This window comes from Geosporobacter subterraneus DSM 17957, assembly GCF_900142145.1.
Classification (GTDB): domain Bacteria; phylum Bacillota; class Clostridia; order Peptostreptococcales; family Thermotaleaceae; genus Geosporobacter; species Geosporobacter subterraneus.
In genome coordinates this window covers 14,781-36,254 of the sequence record NZ_FQZV01000032.1, presented here as the reverse complement: position 1 = coordinate 36,254, position 21,474 = coordinate 14,781, and the positions used below count along the sequence as shown (strand labels likewise).

The following is a 21,474-nucleotide window of genomic DNA, read 5'->3' as shown; positions in this document are numbered from 1 at the left end:
TAGTAACTACTATAACCATAGGAGGGGATACTCCATGAATGAAATATTGAAAAAATATATTGATATTGCGCAGGCAATAAACCATTTTACGGAAGATGACTTAGCAGTAGGCGTTTGTGATACAGAAACCGTATTGGCATATATTCCGGGAAATAATGTAGACATAAAGTTAAAGGTGGGTGAACCGCTAAATACGAACTTGGTTTTGCACAGGGCCATTTATGAGAACAAAAAAGTATCTCGGGTGATTCCAAAGGAGTTATTTGGAAGTCCGCTGGCTGCTACTGCCTATCCCATCAAAGATGAAAATGGACGGATCGTAGGTGCTATTGGCACTGTAAAAAATATCAGCGATAAGGAAGAATTGCTTTTGATGATGCAAACTCTCTCGGAATCCCTCAATGAGATATCCCGTTCTCTCGGTCAAATCTCGACCAGTGCAGGGGAAATTGCGTCCTCCGGAGAAATGGCCATTGACTCGGTAAACGATACCCTCATTAAGGCAAAGGAAACCGACCAAGTTCTTGGATTTGTACAGCAGATCGCAAAACAGACGAATTTATTGGGATTGAATGCGGCCATTGAAGCGGCGAGGGCTGGGGAAGCAGGACGTGGTTTCCAGGTAGTTGCAGAAGAGATTCGTAAGCTGGCTGTTTCAAGTAACGAATCGGTAGAGAAAGTAGGAAAAGTATTAAAGGAGATTCAAGGCGGTGTCTCTCAAATACTTCAACTGGTTGAGAAAAATGGAGCACTAACGGAAGAACAAGCTGCAGGGACACAGGAAATTGCAGCAGAGATTCATGCATTGACGGATCTTGCTGAAAAACTAAAGGAGTTTGCAAACCGACTATAGGACCAGTTTATCTGGTCTTTGTTTTTTCTCCTAAAACTGTCACAAAAAATTTTTAAAAGCATACTATGATAATGCAAAAGAATCACTGCAGTCAGGGGTTCTAATTTTAATGACAGATCAGAAAGTGGGGGATGAGAATGGCAAAGGATTTAAGCAAAATCAATAAAAAATTAGCAGAAGCTGCTGGGAGCATCAACCCGACCGATGAGCAAATGGCACAGTTTGCAAAAATGGTTAGTAAATATAAGAACAAGAGCTTAGAAGAAATCGAAGCAGAAATAAATCAAATGATGAGTAATTTTAGCCGTGCACAAAAGGATGATTTCATTCAAAAACTGCAAATGCTTAAGCAAATGCAAGGATTATTAGACCGGAATCAAATGAAAAAGGTAGACTTATTTATAAGATTATTGTCTCAATAGATGAAAGAAAGGAGCAAGCGGAAAAACTGCTTGCTCCTTTTATCAGAGGACTACTGTTCCTTTCCTGATGTTAATTCTCTCATCCTTTTTCGTATAAAGGCTTCGTCAAAAGAGCTGAGCCATCGTCTCTGATCTCCATCCAGTATGCGATAGTGACCGCTGACAAGATTTTTCTGAAGGCGAAAGCCATTTTTATTCTCAAGATCAGTCCACCAAACCCTTCCGCCTAAGGTTTTTTCCCTGGGCAGTGCATGATTTTGACGGGAGATCAACTGCAGCACCTCTAAAGGGTCCTCACCCAGCAGGTTCTGAATGATCTCGCTTTCCCGAAATAGACCACATAGAGCTACAATGACAGTCCAGCCAGCCTTAATTCTGCCCTTTTCTATTTGAATCAAGGTTTTTTTAGAAATCCCAAGAATTTCTGCCATATAATCCTGAGAATAATCCATTTCCACCCGGATAATTTTTATTTTTTTTGAGAGGCAGTCGATAATTTCATCTTTCTTCATCAAAGTTCCTCCTGAGAATATCTTCAATACAGGATATAGTGAAATTTTACACAAAAAGTGTACGCATCGTCAAGTGATAATAAGAAAAACAGATATTTTTCAAAGAAAAAAGAATATCTGTTTTTTCGGTGGGTATAATGTAAAAGTAAAATTTGTAATAGGGAGGTTTTTATTATGCCTAGTTTTGCAAATCCATTTGCAGCCAACGTTAACAGAAAAATATCCAAGGAGGAGTTAGTGCAGGCGATCCGGTTAGATATTGCCGGAGAATTAGAAGCTATCTATATTTATGATGCTCATGTTCAGGCAACGGATGATCCCATCGCTAAGAAAGTTCTTGCGGATATCCGGGATGAGGAGAAGGCCCACATAGGAGAATTGATGGCCCTACTGCGCATATTGGATCCCAAGGAAGGGGACCTATTTGAAGAGGGACAGGAAGAAGTAAGAGAAATGCTTGCAGAGCTTGGGATTGAGGAAAAGAAAATAGAGTATAAAGCCAATGTTGTACATACTGTAGGCAGTTTATTAGAGGAGTAGAGGAGGGTAAGCTTGTGGATTATTTGTTAAGAGAGGATGCTCCCTTTAGTGGAGAGCTTTGGAACAGCATAGATGAAATGGTGGTAAGAGTAGCCAGAGATCAATTGGTTGCAAGAAGATTTATTCATATTCTTGGCCCCTTAGGTGCAGGGATTGATAGTATGAATGTGGATGCCTTCGATGTAGATATGGAAAGCAAGATAGACTTTAGCGGAGAAGAAGAAGATACCCCTATTAAAGTGAGAAATAGAAGATATGTTACAATTCCAATGATTTATAAGGACTTATCCTTGGCATGGAGAGATGTAGAGAAGAGCAGACAGATGGGCCTGCCGTTAGATCTGTCTCCAGTGGCCATTGCAGCTACCGCTATATGCAATAAAGAAGATGATGTTGTTTTTAATGGCAATCCGACATACGGATACGAAGGTTTAACTACTGTCAACGGCAGACAGATTATCAAGATGGGCAATTGGGCTGAGGGTGAGAATCCTTTAAGTGATGTGGCCGCAGGTATGGAAGCATTGGTAAGAAAAGGCTTCTATGGTCCTTATGTACTGGTGGTAAGCCCGGATTTATATCTAAAAATGCATCGTATTCAACCGGGAACCGGTATGATGGAAATTGAGAGGGTAAAAGAGTTGGTAGGCGGAAAGATTTATCAAACCCCAGTACTGGGCAATAATAAAGCAGTGCTGGTTGCCCGGGGATCTCAGAATATGGATATCGTCATAGGCCAGGACCTTGTAACTGCATATGTTGGACCTGAGCAGTTAAACCATAGCTTAAGAATATTGGAGACATTGCTGCTGCGGGTGAAAAGACCTGAGGCTATCGTTACATTTGAATAATGAGTTAGAGGGACTTTTTTTGAAGTCCCTCTGATTTTTTATTATCGTACCTTTTCCCTCTCTCTAAATAAGAAGCTGATGGCATATGCCCCAGCAAGACCGACCAGAGAATAGACTATTCTGCTTAAAAGTGCTCCCTGCCCGCCGAACAATGCTGCAACAAGATCAAATCGGAACAACCCGATTAATCCCCAGTTCAGCGCTCCAATGATCACTAACAAAAGCGCCAATCGATCCATTATTTCAACTCCTTTTTTAATGTAATATGTTTCCTTAATTATTATTCCAATCTTTATGAGAAACATACAAGAATACATGAAATATAATCATGAGGTATATGCAACTATCTTTTATGTACTCTAAGGTTTCAACCTTGATCTATTATAGATGTAGCGGAGATAAAATGTATAAGCGCAATAAACTTTGGAGAAAAATATAAGAAAGAAAAATTGCCATGATTGACAGTTAAAGGAAATGGATTTATAATAAAATCAATATAGTCTCGCGGGCATAGCTTAATGGCAGAGTCCCGGCTTCCCAAGCCGGTTGTGCGGGTTCGATTCCCGTTGCCCGCTCCAAAAACTTTAAGTAAGCAAAAATGTGGAAAAGCATAAGTTTATCATCTTAATAAACTTATGCTTTCTTTAATTGGTTTATGGTTGTCCTTTATTTCTGATCAGACAATGGAGGATGAAAGATATGATAAGGATTTATGGGCCTGTTTGCGTGAGAATATTCTGGTGGGGGATAGTCTTGGGGATAGCTTTGGTTTCTATAAAACCGCTTTTCTAAAGTATTTGCAGAAAAAAAAGCTTTGATATCGTCATCGGGAATCCATCCTATATAGGAGAAAGTGGAAATAAGGCTTTGTTCAGGAAAATTGCCGGTACTGAATTTGGCAGTCGATTTTATTCTGTGAAAATGGATTTGTTTTACTACTTTTTTCACTTAGGTATAGAAATCGCAAGATGGAAGGGGATCATTGCCCTCATAAGGACCCATTATTTTACTACGGTTGATAGTGGCAATAAGCTTAGACGGGACATTCGAGAGAAATGCACAATTCATAGAATGATCGATTTCAACGAAGTAAAGGTTTTTGCTTCTGCGAAGGGGCAGCACAATATGATTACCTTTTTACAAAAGGGAAAGGATGAAGAGGCTGCCGCCTATCGCAGCGTTGTCAAGAAATCTGACAATACAGACAGGGAAAAGCTTAGAAGCATTATGCATGGATGGAGAAAGGATGTGGTGCATGCATTCAAGCGTCAGGGGGATTTATTTGATAGATATGGACATATCAGCTCTTAGAGCGTGAGGATTCTGTTTTGAATAAAATGGAGGCTCAAAAAAATTTCACGTTAAATTCCCGTGAAATCGGTAATGGTATAGATATACTGCAGGAGAATGTGATAGACAAGCATTTAAAACTACTTCCAGGATTGAGAAAAGGAGAAGGGATATTTGCCCTTACAGAAGAGGAAATAGAAGCACTTCACTTGGAGGATCATGAAAAGAGTAAAAGAATTGCAGATTTTATAACCCTTTCGATTGAGTGATTTAAGCTGTTTTTCTATTGTGTTTTCCCCTACAGGATATTAGGTAATGATATCGACTGCACTACTGGTACCTAATCTATTTGCCCCAGCCTGCAGCATTTTTACAGCACCCTCTAGAGTAAAACCTTTCACTTCCATTGTCATTTCCCTTTCCTTATTATCTTAATAGCAGTAGGATTATTATTTATCATTATTTAATATTATTAATTATTGATTTATCTTATTATATAATGTAAATATAAAAAGTTAAATAAGATATATGTGATTATTTTGAAAATAATCATTAAGTGATTTAGTAAAGAGCGTAGATAAGAGGGCAGAAAAAATTGAAGCATTTATCTGCAGTAAGAAATAGTCTAGGAGTAGGTATTTAAAGATGTTCTTTTTATCTGAAAAACGGTATGATAGAAGAAGGAGGGATCAGTATGCGAAAAATTAATTTTGCAATCATCGGATTTGGTGGAATCGCTAAAACCCACGCATTAGGGGCCTTTGATGCCAACCTTAGATATGCCTTGCCCTACCAATTGAATTTAACCCATATTGTTACAAGAAGACCGACGAATATTCCTTTACCTGGAGTACAAAATGTGACTGAAATAGAGGATGTACTAAAAGATCCGGCAGTAGATTTTATAGATATTTGTACCCCTAACGATACCCACTTGGAGATTGTCGCCAAGGCCGTATCTTATGGAAAGCCGATCTATTGCGAAAAGCCTTTGGCGGCTAATTATCAGGATGCTTTAAAAATGACAAAGCTTGTTCAAGAGAAGGGTATATTAAATGCCGTTGCATTGATGTATCGGTTTATGCCGGCGGTTCATTTGCTGAAAAGAGAGCTAGAAAAGAAGACCATCGGAGATATTATTGATTTTAAAATCCGAATCTATCACAAGAGCTATCTCAGTGAAAAGAAAAAAGGCACATGGAGGACCCTGGCCAATGCAGGAAAGGGTGCCTTACTGGATTTAGGGGTTCATTTAATTGATCTGGTTCAATTTACCCTTGGAGATATTCAAAAAGCTGTCCATAATGAACGGATTTATTTCAAAGATAGGAGTCAGGTAGACGAAATTACAGATAGTGTATTATTTCTAGAAAATGGCATCATAGGCCATTTGGAGGTCTCAAGAGTTTTTGCGGAAAGAGATCAGACAGAAAGCTTTGAAATCTACGGAACAAAGGGAAGTGTGAAAATCAACTTCATCAAGCCCTACGAACTGGAAATGTACTTATTTGATCAGGATAGGACTCTGATGATAAAAGCTGCGGAAGGGGATGAAATAATGCAGTACTATGTTGGTGAGAGAGGTTCCCTGGGTTATTTCCAAAATTGCCACACTGCATCATTGATCCACTTTGCTAATCGCGTTGCAGGCATCAATACCCCCAAAATTGCTGCAGACTTTGAGGATGCATTAAAATGTCAGCGGATTATAGATAATTTATAATATAGATATTTGACTGAGAATCCTAATTTATACTCGTATCGACGAGGGCGTCGATCCCTACATCCCTATTTTAGGTTTACGTAGGGAAAGGCCTCTGTGCCGTTCCGCTGAATATTAAATTTCTCAGTCACACATCTGCGGAATATTCAAGAAGTAAGACTTAAATAATTTTTATAAATATTTGCCTGATCTTGTATTATAAGGTCAGGTTTTTTTCGTCTATTTGGGCTGAAATCTGGTTAAAATAGATAAGCGAATTTTATGTTTTTGTATTGTTGTGTATTATTCTATATTGATGTATAATGAAATTGATTCTTTTATAAAAGCACAGGATATGAAAAATTTTACTAAGCAGGTTTTATGGCAGATCAATAGAGGAGGATCCACATGTTTAGAATGATCGCATTGGATATGGATGGTACATTATTGGATCACCAGCAAAGGATTTCGAAAGAAAATGCACGGGCTATAGAAAAAGCGAGAGAGAAGGGAATCAAGGTAGTTCTCTCAACAGGAAGAGCCTTGCCCGGGATAGATGACTACCTTGAGCAGCTAAACTTAAAGGAGGAAGACGAATACTCCGTTACATGCAGTGGTGCCTATGTCGTGAATAATATCAATACAAAAACAGTGGAAGAAAAATATTTAAGCTATGAGGAGCTTCGTGGAATCCTGCAAATATTTGATCCTTATCAAATTCATTACAATTTCTATACGCAGGATAAGATTTATACAAAATCCAATAATTTTACTACCCATATTGACGCTTTTGCCAATAAGCTTCCTATGGAAATCGTTGATTTTAACCATCTAAACAAAGATATAAAAATTATTAAAATCACCCTTATAAATGAGGATCTTTCTGTTAAGGATGAAATAACATCTATATATCCGGATATTCCCCTAGAGAACCCTGATATCTTTAGCAGAACAAACGATAAATTCAATAAGGAATTGTTCAAAGACATTACAAGGCTGTCTCAGGATTTGCTGGAAAAGTATACTCTACTAAAAACCACTCCCTATCATATCGAAATACTGAATAAAACGTCCCATAAAGGTAACGGAGTGAAGCGTTTGGCTGAATTATACGGCATAAAAAAAGAAGAGATCATCTGTATAGGAGATTCGGGCAATGACCGGCAGATGATTGAATATGCGGGACTGGGTGTTGCTATGGGTAATGCGGTTGAGGATATTAAGCAGATTGCAGACTATGTAACCTTATCCAATCAAGAGCATGGTGTAGCCCATGTAATCGAAAAGTTTATATTATAGATAATCTATGGAATATGAAAAACCATATTATGGCCATTTAGCTTTCTCTAGGCAGCTGCACAAATGTGAAAACAATAGGGAGTGAATCAATTGTTTGCAGAGGAACGGCAGGATAAAATTATTCAGTTATTAAATGATCGGGGAAAGGTGGTAGTAAAGGAGTTAAGTGAACTGTTTGATGTAACAGAGGATTGTATTCGTAAAGATTTAAGAAGCCTTGAAAAAAACGGTCTTCTAAAAAGAACTTATGGGGGTGCCGTATTAAATCGACAGCAGGCTCCTAATAGCGATGTAGTCAATCGCAGGACACAGAATGTTGAGGCAAAAAAACGAATTGCAGATAAGGCTTTTTCTATGATCGCATCAAACGAAACGATTTTCTTAGATATTTCCACAACCAATATCATCATAGCGGAAAAGCTGGCTGCCAGCAACAAGCGGGTGACGGTTATAACCAATATGATTGATGTAATCAATGCTTTCTCAAATAGCGACCATATCAAGGTGATTGGTACCGGTGGAGTGTACTATAAGGAACTGGACGGATTCATTGGGTCTACTGCAATCGAAACCATTTCCAGGTATAAAGTGGATAAAGCCTTTATTGGAAGCGTAGGAATAAACGTTTTTGACAAGAGTGTCACAACCTTTGATGCGGAGGATGGGAACACGAAGAAGGCAATCATCAGCGCCGCAAAAAAAGCTTATTTGGTGATGGAGAGTAAAAAGTTCTATATGGACGGCGTCTACAAATTTGCAAGCCTATTTGATATTGATGCCATTGTCTTAGAGGATAAACCTGATGAAAAGATTATGAAAGAACTGGAAAAAGCGGAAGTGGAAATTATATAGCCGCCCCGCTTTTTGCTTTAGGATTTACATTAAATAGAATATATACATATAGATTGTAGCAATACCAATAGAAATCAGCATCAATGGGAAACCAATTTTCATGTATTCCATAAAGGATATTTTACGGCGGTGTTTTTCCAGTATGCCTGCGACCACCACATTGGCTGATGCTCCCACTAAGGTACCGTTGCCGCCAAGACATGCTCCTAGCGCCAGGGCCCACCACAGTGGGGTGATATCAATACTGGAAAGCTTACCGATGCTTTGAATCAATGGAATCATGGTTGCAACAAAAGGGATATTGTCTAGAAAGGCAGAGGCAACTCCGGATATCCATAGAATCAACAGCCCTGTAAACAGCAGGTTGCCTTGGGTAATATTGATGACACCCTTTGCGATAGACTCGATGACACCCATCTCTTCTAAGGCACCTACTAAGATAAACAGGAATATAAAGAAGAAAATCGTCAGCCATTCAATTTCATGGAAAATCTCCTCCGGATCTGTTTTGCTGATCAGCAGCAGTAAAGAAGCTCCGGCTAATGCAACGGTGGCCGTTTCCATATGAATAAACTGGTGCAGGCCAAATCCTAGGATTGTTATGGATAAAACAGCAAGGGATTTTATCATTAGCGACTTATCCTTTAATGCTCTGTGTTCATCAAAATCCATAATTTTTGCCTTAAGTTCATCCTTTACGTGAAGTTGTGCCTTAAAGATGAACTTTAACAGAAAGATCGTTACAACAAATATGACAAGGACCGGTGGGGCTAAATTAATGATGAAATCCATGAAACCCAGGCCTGTTTCGCTGCCGATCATAATATTGGGCGGGTCACCGATAAGGGTTGCCGTTCCGCCAATATTGGCAGATAAAATTTGTGCGATCATAAGGGGCATAGGATTGATTTCCAGTGCCTCTGTAATAACCAAAGTTACCGGTGCGATCAACAAAACCGTAGTAACATTATCCAGCAAAGCGGAGGATATGGCGGTAATACCTGAAAGCATCAATAATATTCGCCATGGATCACCTTTTGTCAGTTTGGCGGATTTTATTGCCACGTATTCAAAAATACCTGTTCGTTTTAGAATATTTACAATGATCATCATGCCGATAAGCAGACCGATTGTATGAAAATCTATGGTTTCTATAGCTTTATCCAGTCCAATGATATGAAACAGCACCATAAGCACCGCACCAAAAAAAGCGATAGTAGTCCGATTAATTTTTTCAGAAATGATAATGCCATAGGTAGCAACAAAGATTCCGATAGCAAGTAAGGTATTAAAAGAGCCGGACAAGGTTATTCCTCCTTCAGTATATAGAAAAAAGATGCAGCAATGTATCTATTGTACTCCTTTTTATACAAAGTGAAAAAGGGAGAATAATTGAATTTTGATAGAGATATTTACGTTTATTGTGATTTAAAGAAACTATTGTGCAGTAGGATAGCAGGCCGTGATATTTCTTCATTATGCACAGGCTATCGAAAAAACACAGCGTCTTTTTCCGGGAGGATGAAATCTAAAAAGAAAATCCGGCTACAGTGTATCCGGATCTTTTTCAAAGTATACGCGCTCGCTGATATCTTTTGTTTCATAAATCAGGTTTTTTAGATGGTCGATTGTTTCTTCTATTTTTTCTGCCTGCTGGCGGGGAACATTATAATATAAATATAGATCTTCAAAATTGCGCATCAGGCAATTGAGGTTTTTATTGATTTCAATAAACTTATTAAATTTTTTGCTCTTTTTTGCATTTCTCATTTGTGCCAAGTCATGGCGAATAATATCAATAACGTCTTCCTGGGATTCATAAGCGCCTACATTCAGCGGATAGGGTGCCCGACGCTGCAGAAAAAATTTACCTTTTTTGTTAATGTGATAAACGTATTTCACAAGGGTGCCCTCGACGTCGAAGCTGACATAATGCATGATTCCTTGGATCACTTCTACATCTCCACCCATCTGTCTAAGCTTGATTTCATGAATATCCTGTTCCAAATCTAAAAACTGTTTCTTCAATAGCATCTACCCCTTTTTCCTAAAGATGAATATGATTATACTTGTATCATAATATACCCTTTGTGAAAGAACAATAGGTCGGAAAAATAAATTCTATTCATTGATGGGAGTTGAAAAATTTACTATAATCATATTGTTACGATGATGGGAGATTGGATAAGAATATAGATAAGGGAGGTAGATGATATGAAATTTGAAAGATTTATTGTTGGTATGGGGGAAGCCAATGGCTATATCATTTATGACGAGAATACACTGGAAGCACTGATTATCGATCCAGGGGACGAAGCGGCAGTATTTGCAGGATATATTCAGAAGCATGGGTTAAAGCCTAAAGAAATTGTACTGACCCATTATCATTATGATCATATTGGCGCAGTAGAGGCATTAAAAGAAAAATACAACTGCCCTGTATCTATTCATAAAAAAGATGTGGAAGGATTGAAAGACCCCAATATCAATCATTCCTTTAGAGGATACAGGAAGCCTGTCTCTATAACACCGGATAGGATATTGTCTGATGGAGATGTCATTCAGGCCGGGTCTGTTGCATTGATTGTAGTTCATACACCGGGGCATACACCTGGAAGTATTTGTTTAGTGGTAAAGGATGAAAATATAGCATTTACAGGAGATACTATATTTGATGATGATTTAGGGAGAACAGATTTGGAAGGCGGCAGTCCAGAGTCTATGAAACGATCCATTACAAATAAGATATCTAAGTGGGAGGATCAAGTTCGTATTTATCCAGGCCACGCGGATTCTGCCACCATGGCATTTGTAAGAGCCAAAAATACTGAGTATTTGGATCTGCTGAAGTAAGCCTTCTAAAAGTGGAGAAAGATAAAAAGCTTCCGCTTTTTATCTTTCCATCACCATAAAGTAAGCTTGTTTTCCAAAGTCATTGTTAAACTGTTTCTCGAGTTCTCGAAGACGTTCTTCCTGATCTTTTGTAAGATGAGCATAATTAAGCTCTTTTAAGGAATTCAAATATTGTTCCTGCATAAACTACCTCCTCTCTGGTAACAGTATAACCGGAAGCGGAGAGTTCAATTCTGCATCTGTTTACCAATGTATGGAAAACTAGACCGGTGGATTTATATATTATTAAGGGGACTATCATTGAAGGAGCGGCTACTCTTGTGCTGTTTTCAGGGTAAACCTCTATAGAAATGTAGGGGTCGATGGCCTCATCATTTCAAATATTCATTAGGATTCTTTGTCACATATTTATACAAGGAGAAAGGGGAATAGTACAGTGGAGAAAGTTGTAGAGCGGTTTTTAAGGTATGTACAATATGACACCAGATCTGATGAGAGTTTTGAAGGCTGTCCTAGTACTGAGAAGCAGAAAGTATTCGCAGAAATACTTGGGAAAGAACTTCAGGAAATAGGACTGCAAGAGGTTTCTGTAGACGAGCATGGCTATGTGATGGCAACCCTTCCAGCAAATGTAGACCATCAGGTGCCTGTGATCGGCTTTATCGCCCATATGGACACCAGTCCTGACTTTTCAGGGGAAAATGTAAAACCGAGAATTGTAAGAAACTATGATGGAAGGGATATTGTACTGAATGAACAGCAGAACATCCTTTTATCCCCAGCAGATTTTCCTGAGCTGAAGGACTATATAGGCAGAGATCTTATCACTACAGACGGAACAACACTCTTAGGAGCCGATAATAAAGCGGGTATTGCGGAAATTATCACAGCGGCTGAATATCTCATCCAACATCCGGAAATTCCCCATGGGACCATCAAGATTGGCTTTACTCCAGATGAAGAGATTGGAAGGGGTGCAGATTTGTTTGATGTAGAGAGGTTTGGTGCACTCTATGCGTATACTGTAGACGGAGGGCCGATCGGAGAGCTGGAATATGAAAATTTCAATGCAGCAGGAGCGAAAATCACAATCAACGGGAGAAATGTACATCCAGGATCGGCAAAAAATAAAATGATCAATTCTATGCTCATAGCTGTAGAATTAGCATCAATGCTGCCTCAGGAGGAAACACCGGCCCATACGGAAGGATATGAAGGTTTTTATCACCTCAATAGCTTAAATGGGGATGTAGAGCAGACGAAAATGCATTATATCATTCGAGAATTTGATAAAAAAAGATTTGAGGATAGGAAAAATTTAGTAAAGCATGTGGTAGATCAGTTGAACCAAAAATATGGAGAAGGCACCGTGGCCCTAGACTTAAAGGATCAGTACTATAATATGCGTGAAAAAATCGAAGCAGTTAAGCATGTGGTAGATATTGCTTATGAGGCGATGCAGGCTGTAGATGTTGAGCCTGCAATCACTCCCGTACGGGGCGGCACCGATGGCGCAAGGCTTTCCTATATGGGACTGCCAACGCCCAATATCTTTACCGGAGGACACAATTTCCACGGCAGGTACGAGTATATTCCAACCTATGCCATGGAAAAAGCCGTAGAGGTGATCGTAAAAATAGCTGAGTTATATGGCAAAAAGGGATAATATTAGATGAGAATAAAAGGTTCTTGGAAACAGTCCAATTATTTCCTAAGATACCCGACTTAAAAATGATCATAATAATATATGAAGGATGGAAAGTCAGGTTACGAAGGAGGAAATTTTATGGATAAAAGATATGTGATTCGAACCGACGCATTTATCTCCGAACCTATGAGTAGAGAAGAAGCCATTCAGCAGGTAAAAAAATATGATCAACAGGGTGTTTCAGCCTATATTGTTTCGGAGGAAGAAAGCAAAAGGATAAAGCCTGGTGAATTCAGAACACCAAAATGGAGTTAAGGGAGTGGGCGAAAGCCCACTCCTGTTGAATGTTTGACAATAGAAGCTTTATACTATTTTTTAATATCTTATAATTTTGATACACTTGCTTTTTATGGTAAAAGGATTTTAGGCTTTGAAGAGCTTATGTGGGGAACGCTAAAGGATCTGAATGAATTAGGAGAAGGACAGCCGGTCAATGAAAGCTATACCTTTGGCAACGGTGTTACGGTAACGCTAGATGGAATCATGGTAGATGATAACCAGCTGCTGGCATTCTATACAGTAAAGGATCCTTCGGGAAAGGTAGACCAAGCGAACTTCAATCCCGTTGCTTATGGTGGTTTATTTGGACGGTATATGATGCACAGCGGACAGGGAATAATAAATGAGGATAATTCGGAGATCAGAAATATCAACTCCTATGAACCGCCAAAAGCTTTCGAAAAAACACTAAAGTTTTACTTTCCTCTAAAATATGGTGATATCTATGAAGAAGGCATGATCGCAGTCAAACTGGATAGACAAAAAGCAATGGGATTTATGATTAAAGATAAGATTCGCCAGACAATAACTATAGATGGTACCCATATTCACTTTGATACCATAACGGCTACCCCAACACAAACTGTGATTACCGGTTCTGTAGGATCAAAGTTTGATTTAGTGAAAGAGGCTGTATCTGGCGAACGGACGCGGGTACAGGTGCTGACTGAGCTATATGCAGATGGTATAAAAATAGAGCAGACGGGATCAAGCATGAGTACTTCTTTAGAAGGAATAACCTTTAAGGTTAGATTTGACGCATTGCCCAAAGGTGTGAAAAAACTTGAAATTAAATTGACAGAGATGACTAAAACGAAGGATATTCATACAGCGGTGGTTCTGAAAGATGGTATGGAGACGGAAAAACTTGAGGTAGAAGGGCAGGAAGTCCTGATTAAGGGGGTCAGAACAGAAGGAAGCAATACCTATGTTACGATTGATACTCGTGAGGATATCATTTTTAGGAAGATATATTTGGAAGCAGACGGGGAAGAGTTTCCTTTAGAAAAGATGATGGAAGAAAGACTTGAAAAGTTAGTTACAGGAGAAATACGCCGTGAAAGGATTTTACATTTTAAGGGAAATGGAGAAAGTATGAAGCTGTTATTTAAGCGAATTTGTTATACTCAAGCTTATCATAAGGGAATAGAAATTTCTGTTCAATAATATAGAAAGTCCATCTGAAATAAGGTGGATTTTTTGCTGTCAAAAAATCAATCAAAAACGATCAAATGCAAATGAAAAAATAGTAGATATTATAGTTGACAGAAAAAATTGACAATGATATAATCAAAAACAATCAAATAAATTCATAATCAATCAAAAATGATCAAATAAAAATCATAAACGGTCACTTTTTCGAAATTAGGTATCTAACGGAGGGGATAATTTGTTTATAGAGGAGAGAAAAGCTAGAATTTTAGAAATATTAGACAATAAGAATCGTGTAAAGGTGGATGAATTAACGGAGAAATTACAGGTATCAGAATCTACAATTCGAAGGGATTTGCAAGATTTAGAATATGCCGGGCTGTTAAAAAGAACCCATGGAGGGGCAGTAAAAGCAGAAAATACAGGCTTTGAACCAACTATGGATGAAAAGGAAGAGGCCCACAAGGAAGAAAAAATAGAAATCGGGAAAAAGGCTGCAGCACTCATTAAAGATAATGAAACCATTATTTTAGATGCAGGTACAACGACGCTGCAAATAGCAAAATATATTAGTGCAAAGAACGTAACTGTATTAACCAACTCTATGTTGATTGCATTGGAACTCACCCCAAAAAAAGATATAGAAGTGGTAGTGACCGGGGGCTATACCAGAAAAGAGACATTATCTATTGTCGGTCCTTTGACCGATAGGATTATTCAGAAATTTCGAGTGGATAAGGCTTTTATTGGAGCTAATGGGATCACGATTCAGGATGGATGTACAACACCTAACATGAGCGAGGCTCACACCAAAAGCATTATGATCCAATCATCAAAGGAAGTATACATTGTGGCTGACCATAGCAAATTTGGAAAAGTTTGTTTTTCTCAAATTGCCAAATTGGATGAAGTCAATGGAATTATTACAGACAAGAGGGTTGAACCACAAATTGTAGAAAAGTTTTCTCTCCAAGGCGTTGAAATCATCTACTAGTAAGGAGGATATAATGATAGCAACAGTTACACTCAATGCAGCAATAGACAAGACGATTGAGATTGACAGTTTCACACCCGGTAGTGTAAATAGGGTTTTACAGAGCCATATGGAACCGGGAGGCAAAGGGATTAACGTATCAAAGGTTGTAAAAGCCCTTGGAGGGTCTACGATTACTTTGGGCTTTGTGGGAGGCGATTCAGGAAAATGGATTGATGAAAGACTAAAAGCTTTAGAGATTGAAACAGATTTTGTTCAATTAAACCAGGAAACAAGAACCAATATTAAAATTATTGATACAGCAAAACAACAAATAACGGATATCAATGATCAAGGTAAAGAAGTGAAAGAAATCTGGGTAGAAAAACTCTATGATAAAGTAAGATTTTGGGCAGAAACCAGCAATGTAATGGTCTTTTCCGGCAGCTTGCCCCCAAATATATCTTCTGACATATATGAAAAGCTTATTGGGATTGCTAAAGCAAAGGGTTGCAAGACAATTTTAGATGCAGACGGTCAGGCGCTGCTTGATGGTGCCAAGGCATCACCCTATATGGTAAAACCGAACATTCATGAATTGGAAAATACCTTCGATGTTAAACTAAAGGATACGAGGGATATTATTAAATGCTGTAGTTTCTTTTTGGATCAGGATGTGGAAATTGTAGTTATTTCTATGGGTGCAGAGGGTGCCTTAATGATTACAAAAGATGGTGCATGGAAGACAGAGAAAATAAATGTAACTGTAAAAAATACTGTTGGTGCAGGAGATTCGATGGTAGGAGCTTTTGCATATGGCATCGATAAGGGATACGCCCTAGTGGACATTTTAAGCTTAGCAGCGGCTACGGCTACAGTACATGTAAAACAGGGGACTGTATTCGGTCAATATCCAAGGATAGAGCAATATAAAAATAGAATCAAAATCCTAGAGATTGGATAGGGAGGGTGAAAAAAGATGAAGATTACAGATATGCTAAAAAAGGATTTGATGCTCTTAGAACTTAAGGCGGGCAGCAAAGAAGAAGTAGTAGGAGAGTTAGTAGATGCACTGGTCAAAAAAGGGATCGTCAGCAATAGAGAGGGCTTTGTCAATGCAGTGATGGAGAGAGAAAAAATGTCTTCTACAGGTATTGGTATGGGGATTGCCATACCCCATGGAAGATCCAATGCGGTTTCTAAGCCATCTATTGTATTTGGCAAATCTACGAAAGGAATTGATTATCAATCTTTGGACGGAGAGCCCGCTTATATTTTCTTTCTGATTGCTGTGCCGGAGGATTCCAACAACGAGCATCTTAAAGTGTTAAGCCAGTTATCAAGGAAACTGATGCACGAAGATGTGAGGGAAAAGCTGATAGCTTCAACAAACGAAGCTGAAGTTATAAGTGCATTTCAGGAGTAAAAAATAATAATGAAAAGGGGGATTTAAAAGTGAAATTAGTAGCAGTAACATCATGTCCAACAGGAATAGCCCACACCTACATGGCAGCTGAAGCCTTAGAAAATGCAGCTAAGAAAAAGGGAATTGCATTAAAAGTAGAAACACAGGGTTCTGTAGGGGTGGAAAACGAACTAACGGCTGAAGAAATCAGAGAAGCCCATGCAGTGATTATTGCAGCAGGGGCAAACGTTTCTAAAGAAAGATTCGAAGGTAAAGCGATTTTGGAAGTTGAAGTGGCTCAAGCCATTAAAGATGCAGCAAATATTATTGAAAGAGCCATGCAGCTTGAGAAAAAAGATTTAGCCCAGCAGGTGGAAACGATTAAACAAGAAAGAAGTGCTGAAAGAACAGGCTTCTATAAGCACTTGATGTCAGGTGTTTCTTTTATGCTTCCTTTAGTTGTAGCCGGCGGTTTAATCATTGCATTATCATTTGTATTTGGTATTGAAGCGTTCAAAGAAGAAGGAACTTTGGCTGCAGCACTTATGCAAATCGGCGGGGCATCAGCTTTTGGGTTAATGGTACCGATTCTGGCAGGTTATATTGCTTTTTCTATTGCAGATAGACCCGGATTAGCTCCTGGTCTAATTGGTGGATCTTTAGCAGTACAAGTGGGGGCTGGATTCTTAGGCGGTATTATTGCCGGCTTTATCGCAGGTTATACAGCAGATTTTCTTAAGAAGACCATCCGTCTGCCAAAGTCTCTTGAAGGCTTAAAGCCCATTTTGTTATTGCCATTCTTATCGTCCTTATTTGTTGGTATCATGATGATTTATGTAATTGGAGCACCTGTAAAGAGCATTTCTGATGCATTAACAGGCTGGCTGCAAAACTTAAGCGGAACAAATGCAGCCCTGCTGGGTGCCATCTTAGGTGCTATGATGGCCTTTGACATGGGAGGTCCCGTTAATAAAGCTGCATATACCTTTGCAGTTGGCCTGCTAGGCTCCAATATTTTCGAACCTCAGGCAGCCGTTATGGCAGCAGGTATGACGCCGCCCCTTGGGTTGGCTTTGGCAACAGTTCTCTTTAAAAATAAATTTAGCACTGCCGAGAGAGAAGCGGGAAAAGCAGCATGGGTATTGGGAATATCCTTTATTACCGAAGGTGCAATTCCATTTGCAGCAGCAGACCCAATCAGAGTATTGCCCTCTATTATTACAGGTTCAGCGGTAGCCGGAGCCCTTTCTATGGCATTTAAGGCGACCTTAAGAGCCCCACACGGAGGAATCTTTGTATTGCCTATACCAAACGCAGTTGGAAATCTAGGCGGATATATTGTAGCCATTGCAGCAGGAACGATGATTACTGCTCTGCTATTAGGAATCTTGAAGAAGAAAATAGACTAGATAAAATCATATATAAAATTGGCACGCAGGAACTCGTTCTGTGACGCTAGTTGACAAAAGAAAGGAGATCTTTTAATGCTTCAAAAAGAAATTGAAATAAGGAATGCAACAGGGCTGCATGCAAGACCGGCTACTCTGCTGATAAAAACCGCTGCCCAATTTAAAAGCAATATAGTACTAATAAAAGAAAATAACGAGGTAAATGCAAAAAGCATTATGGGGATTATGGCAATGGGAGCTGTTAAAGGTGAGAAAATACAGATAAGAGCTGACGGATCAGACGAGAAAGAAGCATTAGAGGCTATCATTTCTTTATTTGAAACAAACTTTGGAGAGTAAGATTGGTTAAAAGCAAATCCACCCTATGTAGGGTGGATTTGCTCTTCCTATTTCATTGCTTTTTTAGCAAACTCTGTGATTACAATGGCGTCGTATGGCGCTCTTTTATCCAGCTCCCCTGCCTGCTCCATGATATACATCAGGTGGTTTAATCCGTCCTCAGTCAATACCAGGTCTGGCTTCCAGGTATCCTGTGCCTTATAACGTTCAGCAACTCTTGTCAGAATATCTAAGTCCGATTCGGGGAAATGGGGTGCGATGGATTTTGCAATTTCCTCTGCAGTATGGGTCTCTACCCACTTCATACCTTTATAGATGGCATTGGTAAATCGCTGGATCACTTCAGGATTTTTTTCAATATAGCTTTTCTTAGCTGAATAAGCGGTATATGGGATATATCCGCCTTCTGCCCCAATGGAAGCAACGATATAGCCTTTTCCTTCCTTTTCAACAAGAGAGGCTGCTGGCTCAAAAAGGGCCACAAAATCACCTTCTCCGCCGGTGAAGGCGCCAGCCATTACTGGAAATTGAATATCTGTACGTACTTCTGCATCTATCCCTGGTTCAACGCCGTATTTTCTTAATACATACTGCAGTGTCATATTCGGTACACCGCCTTTTCGCCCGCCGATGATGCTTTTGCCTCGAACATCATCAAATTTAAAATTGGGCATTGGTTCTCTGGCCAGGAAAAATGACCCGTCCCGCTGTGTCAATTGTGCAAAGTTGACTGCATAGTCTGTGGCACCTTGATTGTAGACATAGATCGATGCTTCCGGACCCATAAATCCAATATCTACCTGATCAGACAATAGAGCGGCCATGACTTTATCTGCTCCTTGACCGTTAATCAGCTCCACTTCAAGGCCCTCTTCAGCGAAAAATCCTTCTGAAATAGCCACGTATTGCGGTGCATAGAAGACGGAATGGGTTACTTCAGATAGTTTAATCTTCGTCAATTCCTTGTTTGAACTGCAGCCGGTAAAAACCATAGAAAGCAGCAGTGTAAACACTAAGATGAATGAGATGGCTTTCAATTTTCTCACAACAATCCCTCCAAAATGGCGTAATATTCATCATATAATTTCAATATATTCAATGAGAAAAATAATGGTTACAGGTTTTATAACAATGGTATAAATATATAATAGGTATAAACTGTACAGACGGATATATGAGCGTCTATAGCCAAAAATGAACCGGTAAAAAACAGGATATTTTTTACGGTTTTTGTCATATTTCACAAGAACCCATCATACAATGAAGAAAATTGATGATATTGGAGGGATTATGGAATGGAAAAACTTCTTTTAAAGGAATTAGTGATGGAATTTATCAGTTTTTGTGATCAATTGTTAGATGAAGGCAAGATAACAGAAGATCAATATGAGGAAATGGTAAAAACGAAGAGAGCTTTTTTAGATTCACAATAAACCGGATCAATCAGATTTGATTATGCCGGAATAAATGAGATCAGGGGAGAATCTATCCGGTATACCAAAAATAACTGCACAGGAGAGATAAAAACAATATTAATATAGAAAACAGAAGAAGATATTCAGAGATATGCAGCAACAGAGCAGAATTTAAGATTCCTGAGAATCCCAAAAGAATTATCCAGCCTAACAAAAACAAACGTATAGGCTTTTGAAGAATCTGCCAGTGGCAGGCAAGCGCATAAGCTGTTAGAAAAGATAAATAGCATAGGAGAATGAAACCTATTGCTGCCAGAATAATTCCCATAAATCGATGATTGGCCAAAAACTGCAAGGAGTGAATGGAGAATCGGTCCATCTGGGTATAGGAATGCCAGACAATATGTGGATACATCAATAGAATTTTTCCTAATAAACTGCTGGAAACCGCCACAAAAACAAAAAAAAGGTATAGGAGTAAATGATTATGCCTAAGCATCCTTATCTGCCTCCATATTAAAAGATTATTATCAATCTATGCCCTCATGTAAAAAAAATTATTAAATGCTAATACTAATGAATATATCTTATATCAAAATAGATTCTATGTAAAAATGTCAAATGAGTTAAAAGGCAGGGATTGATATGAATTATAAAATTAGTATTGACGAGGGTAAGCACAAGTACGGGTATATAAAGGGTAAGATTGAAAACTACAACTGGTATGCATTGGTTCACAGAGAGAAGATTGATGTGGGAATTGATCCCCTAAATCTTCAAAGTGGCTTGGGAAGAGTATCCCGATTGTGTATTTACAAAGAGGTTATAGATCATGGTGGAAATCCATACCTTCCAACCTCCAGCATCAGAAGATTTATCTATGCCAACTATAAGCGGGAGTGGGATGTTCTGAGCAGCGACTGCATGGATATGACGAGAGAACTGGTCAATTATTTGGAGAGAAGATATTCTCTAAGAATTGTTAAATAATCAGGAGGCGTACAAATGCAAAGCAGTGATATCAAAGTCAGTTTAAGAAAAATTCCAAATCCCGTGGGTTTGGTAACCGCACAGCACAACGAAAAACGGGATGTGACCACTGTAGCTTGGATTTCGAAGGTATCTAATATACCACCGCTGCTCATGATCAGCATATCTCCCGAGCGATATATTCATGATCTAATCAAACAATCGGGAGAATTTACTTTAGCTATACTGAGTGAGAAGCAGGAAGAACTGGCCCTGTATTGCGGAAGCAAAACCGGCTATGATGTGGACAAGTTTCAGGAAGGAAGAATTTTGACGGAAAAGCCCTTTTATATTAAGGCGCCCCTTATTCAAGATGCGGTTGTGAACCTGGAATGCAGGGTTTTAGACCTATATACTACGGGAGATCATACCCTTTTCATCGGTGAAGTGCTGATGGCCTATGGTGTAAAGGATGACACAAGACCGCTGGTAATGACCGATCAAATTACCAGTTTACGATTATAACAGGCAGGAGAGTGCCTGTTTTTTTGCGTATATAAAGACTAGTACTATAGTACCAAAAACAGGAAATTAAAAGGATTTGGTCGAACCGTGTAGAAAAAATAAGTCATTATCCACACAAATTTATTT

General features: G+C 38.9%; 27 protein-coding genes and 1 tRNA gene. 22 read left to right on the top strand and 6 right to left on the bottom strand.

Annotated features, from left to right (window positions below):
- Nucleotides 1-34: 34 nt before the first annotated feature.
- The gene (locus BUB56_RS12270; RefSeq protein ID WP_110941608.1) at nucleotides 35-853 is read left to right on the top strand and encodes a methyl-accepting chemotaxis protein; all 819 of its coding nucleotides are present in this window, start codon (nucleotides 35-37) and stop codon (nucleotides 851-853) included.
- A 137-nt stretch (nucleotides 854-990) separates the two neighbouring features.
- Nucleotides 991-1,275, top strand: coding sequence for a hypothetical protein (locus tag BUB56_RS12265; protein ID WP_110941607.1), 285 nt, complete (start codon nucleotides 991-993; stop codon nucleotides 1,273-1,275).
- 50 nt (nucleotides 1,276-1,325) lie between these two features.
- Here BUB56_RS12265 and BUB56_RS12260 read toward each other — a convergent pair whose 3' ends face one another.
- On the bottom strand, nucleotides 1,326-1,787 hold the full coding sequence (locus BUB56_RS12260; RefSeq protein ID WP_110941606.1) for a helix-turn-helix domain-containing protein: 462 nt from the start codon (nucleotides 1,785-1,787) through the stop codon (nucleotides 1,326-1,328).
- A 174-nt stretch (nucleotides 1,788-1,961) separates the two neighbouring features.
- Here BUB56_RS12260 and BUB56_RS12255 point away from each other — a divergent pair, with 174 nt between their 5' ends.
- Together BUB56_RS12255 and BUB56_RS12250 are read left to right on the top strand one after the other, a co-directional pair.
- The gene (locus tag BUB56_RS12255) at nucleotides 1,962-2,327 is read left to right on the top strand and encodes a demethoxyubiquinone hydroxylase family protein (protein ID WP_110941605.1); all 366 of its coding nucleotides are present in this window, start codon (nucleotides 1,962-1,964) and stop codon (nucleotides 2,325-2,327) included.
- Between the two features lie 14 nt (nucleotides 2,328-2,341).
- Entirely contained in the window at nucleotides 2,342-3,178 is an 837-nt protein-coding gene (locus BUB56_RS12250; protein WP_110941604.1) for a family 1 encapsulin nanocompartment shell protein, read from the top strand.
- 41 nt (nucleotides 3,179-3,219) lie between these two features.
- Here BUB56_RS12250 and BUB56_RS12245 read toward each other — a convergent pair whose 3' ends face one another.
- Nucleotides 3,220-3,417, bottom strand: a complete 198-nt coding sequence (locus BUB56_RS12245; protein WP_110941603.1) for a DUF378 domain-containing protein — start codon at nucleotides 3,415-3,417, stop codon at nucleotides 3,220-3,222.
- A 265-nt stretch (nucleotides 3,418-3,682) separates the two neighbouring features.
- On the opposite strand from BUB56_RS12245, the gene BUB56_RS12240 reads away from it, so the two are divergent.
- The 6 genes from BUB56_RS12240 (at nucleotide 3,683) to BUB56_RS12210 (ending at nucleotide 8,321) form a co-directional block, all read left to right on the top strand.
- Nucleotides 3,683-3,756 (top strand) — tRNA-Gly (locus BUB56_RS12240).
- A gap of 217 nt (nucleotides 3,757-3,973) precedes the next feature.
- On the top strand, nucleotides 3,974-4,489 hold the full coding sequence (locus BUB56_RS12230; protein ID WP_110941601.1) for an Eco57I restriction-modification methylase domain-containing protein: 516 nt from the start codon (nucleotides 3,974-3,976) through the stop codon (nucleotides 4,487-4,489).
- Nucleotides 4,490-4,506: 17 nt separating this feature from the next.
- Nucleotides 4,507-4,737, top strand: coding sequence for a hypothetical protein (locus BUB56_RS12225; protein WP_110941600.1), 231 nt, complete (start codon nucleotides 4,507-4,509; stop codon nucleotides 4,735-4,737).
- A gap of 425 nt (nucleotides 4,738-5,162) precedes the next feature.
- A complete protein-coding gene (locus tag BUB56_RS12220) occupies nucleotides 5,163-6,191 on the top strand; it encodes a Gfo/Idh/MocA family protein (RefSeq protein WP_190014479.1) in 1,029 nt (342 codons plus the stop codon).
- A gap of 387 nt (nucleotides 6,192-6,578) precedes the next feature.
- Complete coding sequence (locus tag BUB56_RS12215) at nucleotides 6,579-7,469, top strand: Cof-type HAD-IIB family hydrolase (RefSeq protein ID WP_110941598.1); 891 nt, start codon at nucleotides 6,579-6,581, stop codon at nucleotides 7,467-7,469.
- Nucleotides 7,470-7,559: 90 nt separating this feature from the next.
- Nucleotides 7,560-8,321 carry a DeoR/GlpR family DNA-binding transcription regulator gene (locus tag BUB56_RS12210; RefSeq protein WP_110941597.1) on the top strand — a complete coding sequence of 254 codons (762 nt, stop codon included), beginning with the start codon at nucleotides 7,560-7,562 and terminating at the stop codon, nucleotides 8,319-8,321.
- Between the two features lie 24 nt (nucleotides 8,322-8,345).
- Here BUB56_RS12210 and BUB56_RS12205 read toward each other — a convergent pair whose 3' ends face one another.
- Entirely contained in the window at nucleotides 8,346-9,626 is a 1,281-nt protein-coding gene (locus BUB56_RS12205; RefSeq protein ID WP_110941596.1) for an ArsB/NhaD family transporter, read from the bottom strand.
- Nucleotides 9,627-9,866: 240 nt separating this feature from the next.
- Nucleotides 9,867-10,349, bottom strand: coding sequence for a hypothetical protein (locus BUB56_RS12200; protein WP_242946332.1), 483 nt, complete (start codon nucleotides 10,347-10,349; stop codon nucleotides 9,867-9,869).
- Between the two features lie 186 nt (nucleotides 10,350-10,535).
- On the opposite strand from BUB56_RS12200, the gene BUB56_RS12195 reads away from it, so the two are divergent.
- Nucleotides 10,536-11,174, top strand: a complete 639-nt coding sequence (locus tag BUB56_RS12195; protein WP_110941594.1) for an MBL fold metallo-hydrolase — start codon at nucleotides 10,536-10,538, stop codon at nucleotides 11,172-11,174.
- Nucleotides 11,175-11,213: 39 nt separating this feature from the next.
- Here the strand turns inward: BUB56_RS12195 and BUB56_RS12190 are convergent, their stop codons facing one another.
- On the bottom strand, nucleotides 11,214-11,357 hold the full coding sequence (locus BUB56_RS12190; RefSeq protein ID WP_110941593.1) for a polynucleotide phosphorylase: 144 nt from the start codon (nucleotides 11,355-11,357) through the stop codon (nucleotides 11,214-11,216).
- Between the two features lie 253 nt (nucleotides 11,358-11,610).
- Between BUB56_RS12190 and pepT the strand changes: the two genes are divergently transcribed.
- From pepT to BUB56_RS12155, 8 genes are all read left to right on the top strand, one after another.
- Complete coding sequence (gene pepT / locus BUB56_RS12185) at nucleotides 11,611-12,840, top strand: peptidase T (protein WP_110941592.1); 1,230 nt, start codon at nucleotides 11,611-11,613, stop codon at nucleotides 12,838-12,840.
- Between the two features lie 120 nt (nucleotides 12,841-12,960).
- On the top strand, nucleotides 12,961-13,137 hold the full coding sequence (locus BUB56_RS19425) for a hypothetical protein (protein ID WP_190014477.1): 177 nt from the start codon (nucleotides 12,961-12,963) through the stop codon (nucleotides 13,135-13,137).
- 33 nt (nucleotides 13,138-13,170) lie between these two features.
- Nucleotides 13,171-14,328 (top strand): DUF4179 domain-containing protein, encoded by a 1,158-nt coding sequence (locus BUB56_RS12180; protein ID WP_110941591.1) that lies wholly within the window; start codon nucleotides 13,171-13,173, stop codon nucleotides 14,326-14,328.
- 223 nt (nucleotides 14,329-14,551) lie between these two features.
- Nucleotides 14,552-15,307: a DeoR/GlpR family DNA-binding transcription regulator gene (locus tag BUB56_RS12175; protein ID WP_110941590.1), complete on the top strand. Its 756-nt coding sequence runs from the start codon at nucleotides 14,552-14,554 to the stop codon at nucleotides 15,305-15,307.
- A 13-nt stretch (nucleotides 15,308-15,320) separates the two neighbouring features.
- Nucleotides 15,321-16,250, top strand: a complete 930-nt coding sequence (pfkB, locus tag BUB56_RS12170; protein ID WP_110941589.1) for a 1-phosphofructokinase — start codon at nucleotides 15,321-15,323, stop codon at nucleotides 16,248-16,250.
- Nucleotides 16,251-16,265: 15 nt separating this feature from the next.
- Complete coding sequence (locus tag BUB56_RS12165) at nucleotides 16,266-16,712, top strand: PTS sugar transporter subunit IIA (protein WP_110941588.1); 447 nt, start codon at nucleotides 16,266-16,268, stop codon at nucleotides 16,710-16,712.
- A 29-nt stretch (nucleotides 16,713-16,741) separates the two neighbouring features.
- Nucleotides 16,742-18,100, top strand: a complete 1,359-nt coding sequence (locus tag BUB56_RS12160; RefSeq protein ID WP_110941587.1) for a PTS fructose transporter subunit IIC — start codon at nucleotides 16,742-16,744, stop codon at nucleotides 18,098-18,100.
- A 75-nt stretch (nucleotides 18,101-18,175) separates the two neighbouring features.
- The gene (locus tag BUB56_RS12155) at nucleotides 18,176-18,439 is read left to right on the top strand and encodes an HPr family phosphocarrier protein (RefSeq protein WP_110941586.1); all 264 of its coding nucleotides are present in this window, start codon (nucleotides 18,176-18,178) and stop codon (nucleotides 18,437-18,439) included.
- 47 nt (nucleotides 18,440-18,486) lie between these two features.
- On the opposite strand, the gene BUB56_RS12150 is transcribed toward BUB56_RS12155, so the two are convergent.
- Nucleotides 18,487-19,485, bottom strand: a complete 999-nt coding sequence (locus tag BUB56_RS12150) for an ABC transporter substrate-binding protein (RefSeq protein ID WP_330392635.1) — start codon at nucleotides 19,483-19,485, stop codon at nucleotides 18,487-18,489.
- A 249-nt stretch (nucleotides 19,486-19,734) separates the two neighbouring features.
- Here BUB56_RS12150 and BUB56_RS19420 point away from each other — a divergent pair, with 249 nt between their 5' ends.
- From BUB56_RS19420 to BUB56_RS12135, 3 genes are all read left to right on the top strand, one after another.
- A complete protein-coding gene (locus BUB56_RS19420; protein ID WP_190014473.1) occupies nucleotides 19,735-19,872 on the top strand; it encodes a hypothetical protein in 138 nt (45 codons plus the stop codon).
- A gap of 627 nt (nucleotides 19,873-20,499) precedes the next feature.
- Nucleotides 20,500-20,844, top strand: coding sequence for a hypothetical protein (locus BUB56_RS12140; RefSeq protein ID WP_110941584.1), 345 nt, complete (start codon nucleotides 20,500-20,502; stop codon nucleotides 20,842-20,844).
- Between the two features lie 15 nt (nucleotides 20,845-20,859).
- Complete coding sequence (locus tag BUB56_RS12135; RefSeq protein WP_110941583.1) at nucleotides 20,860-21,348, top strand: flavin reductase family protein; 489 nt, start codon at nucleotides 20,860-20,862, stop codon at nucleotides 21,346-21,348.
- Nucleotides 21,349-21,474 lie beyond the last annotated feature (126 nt).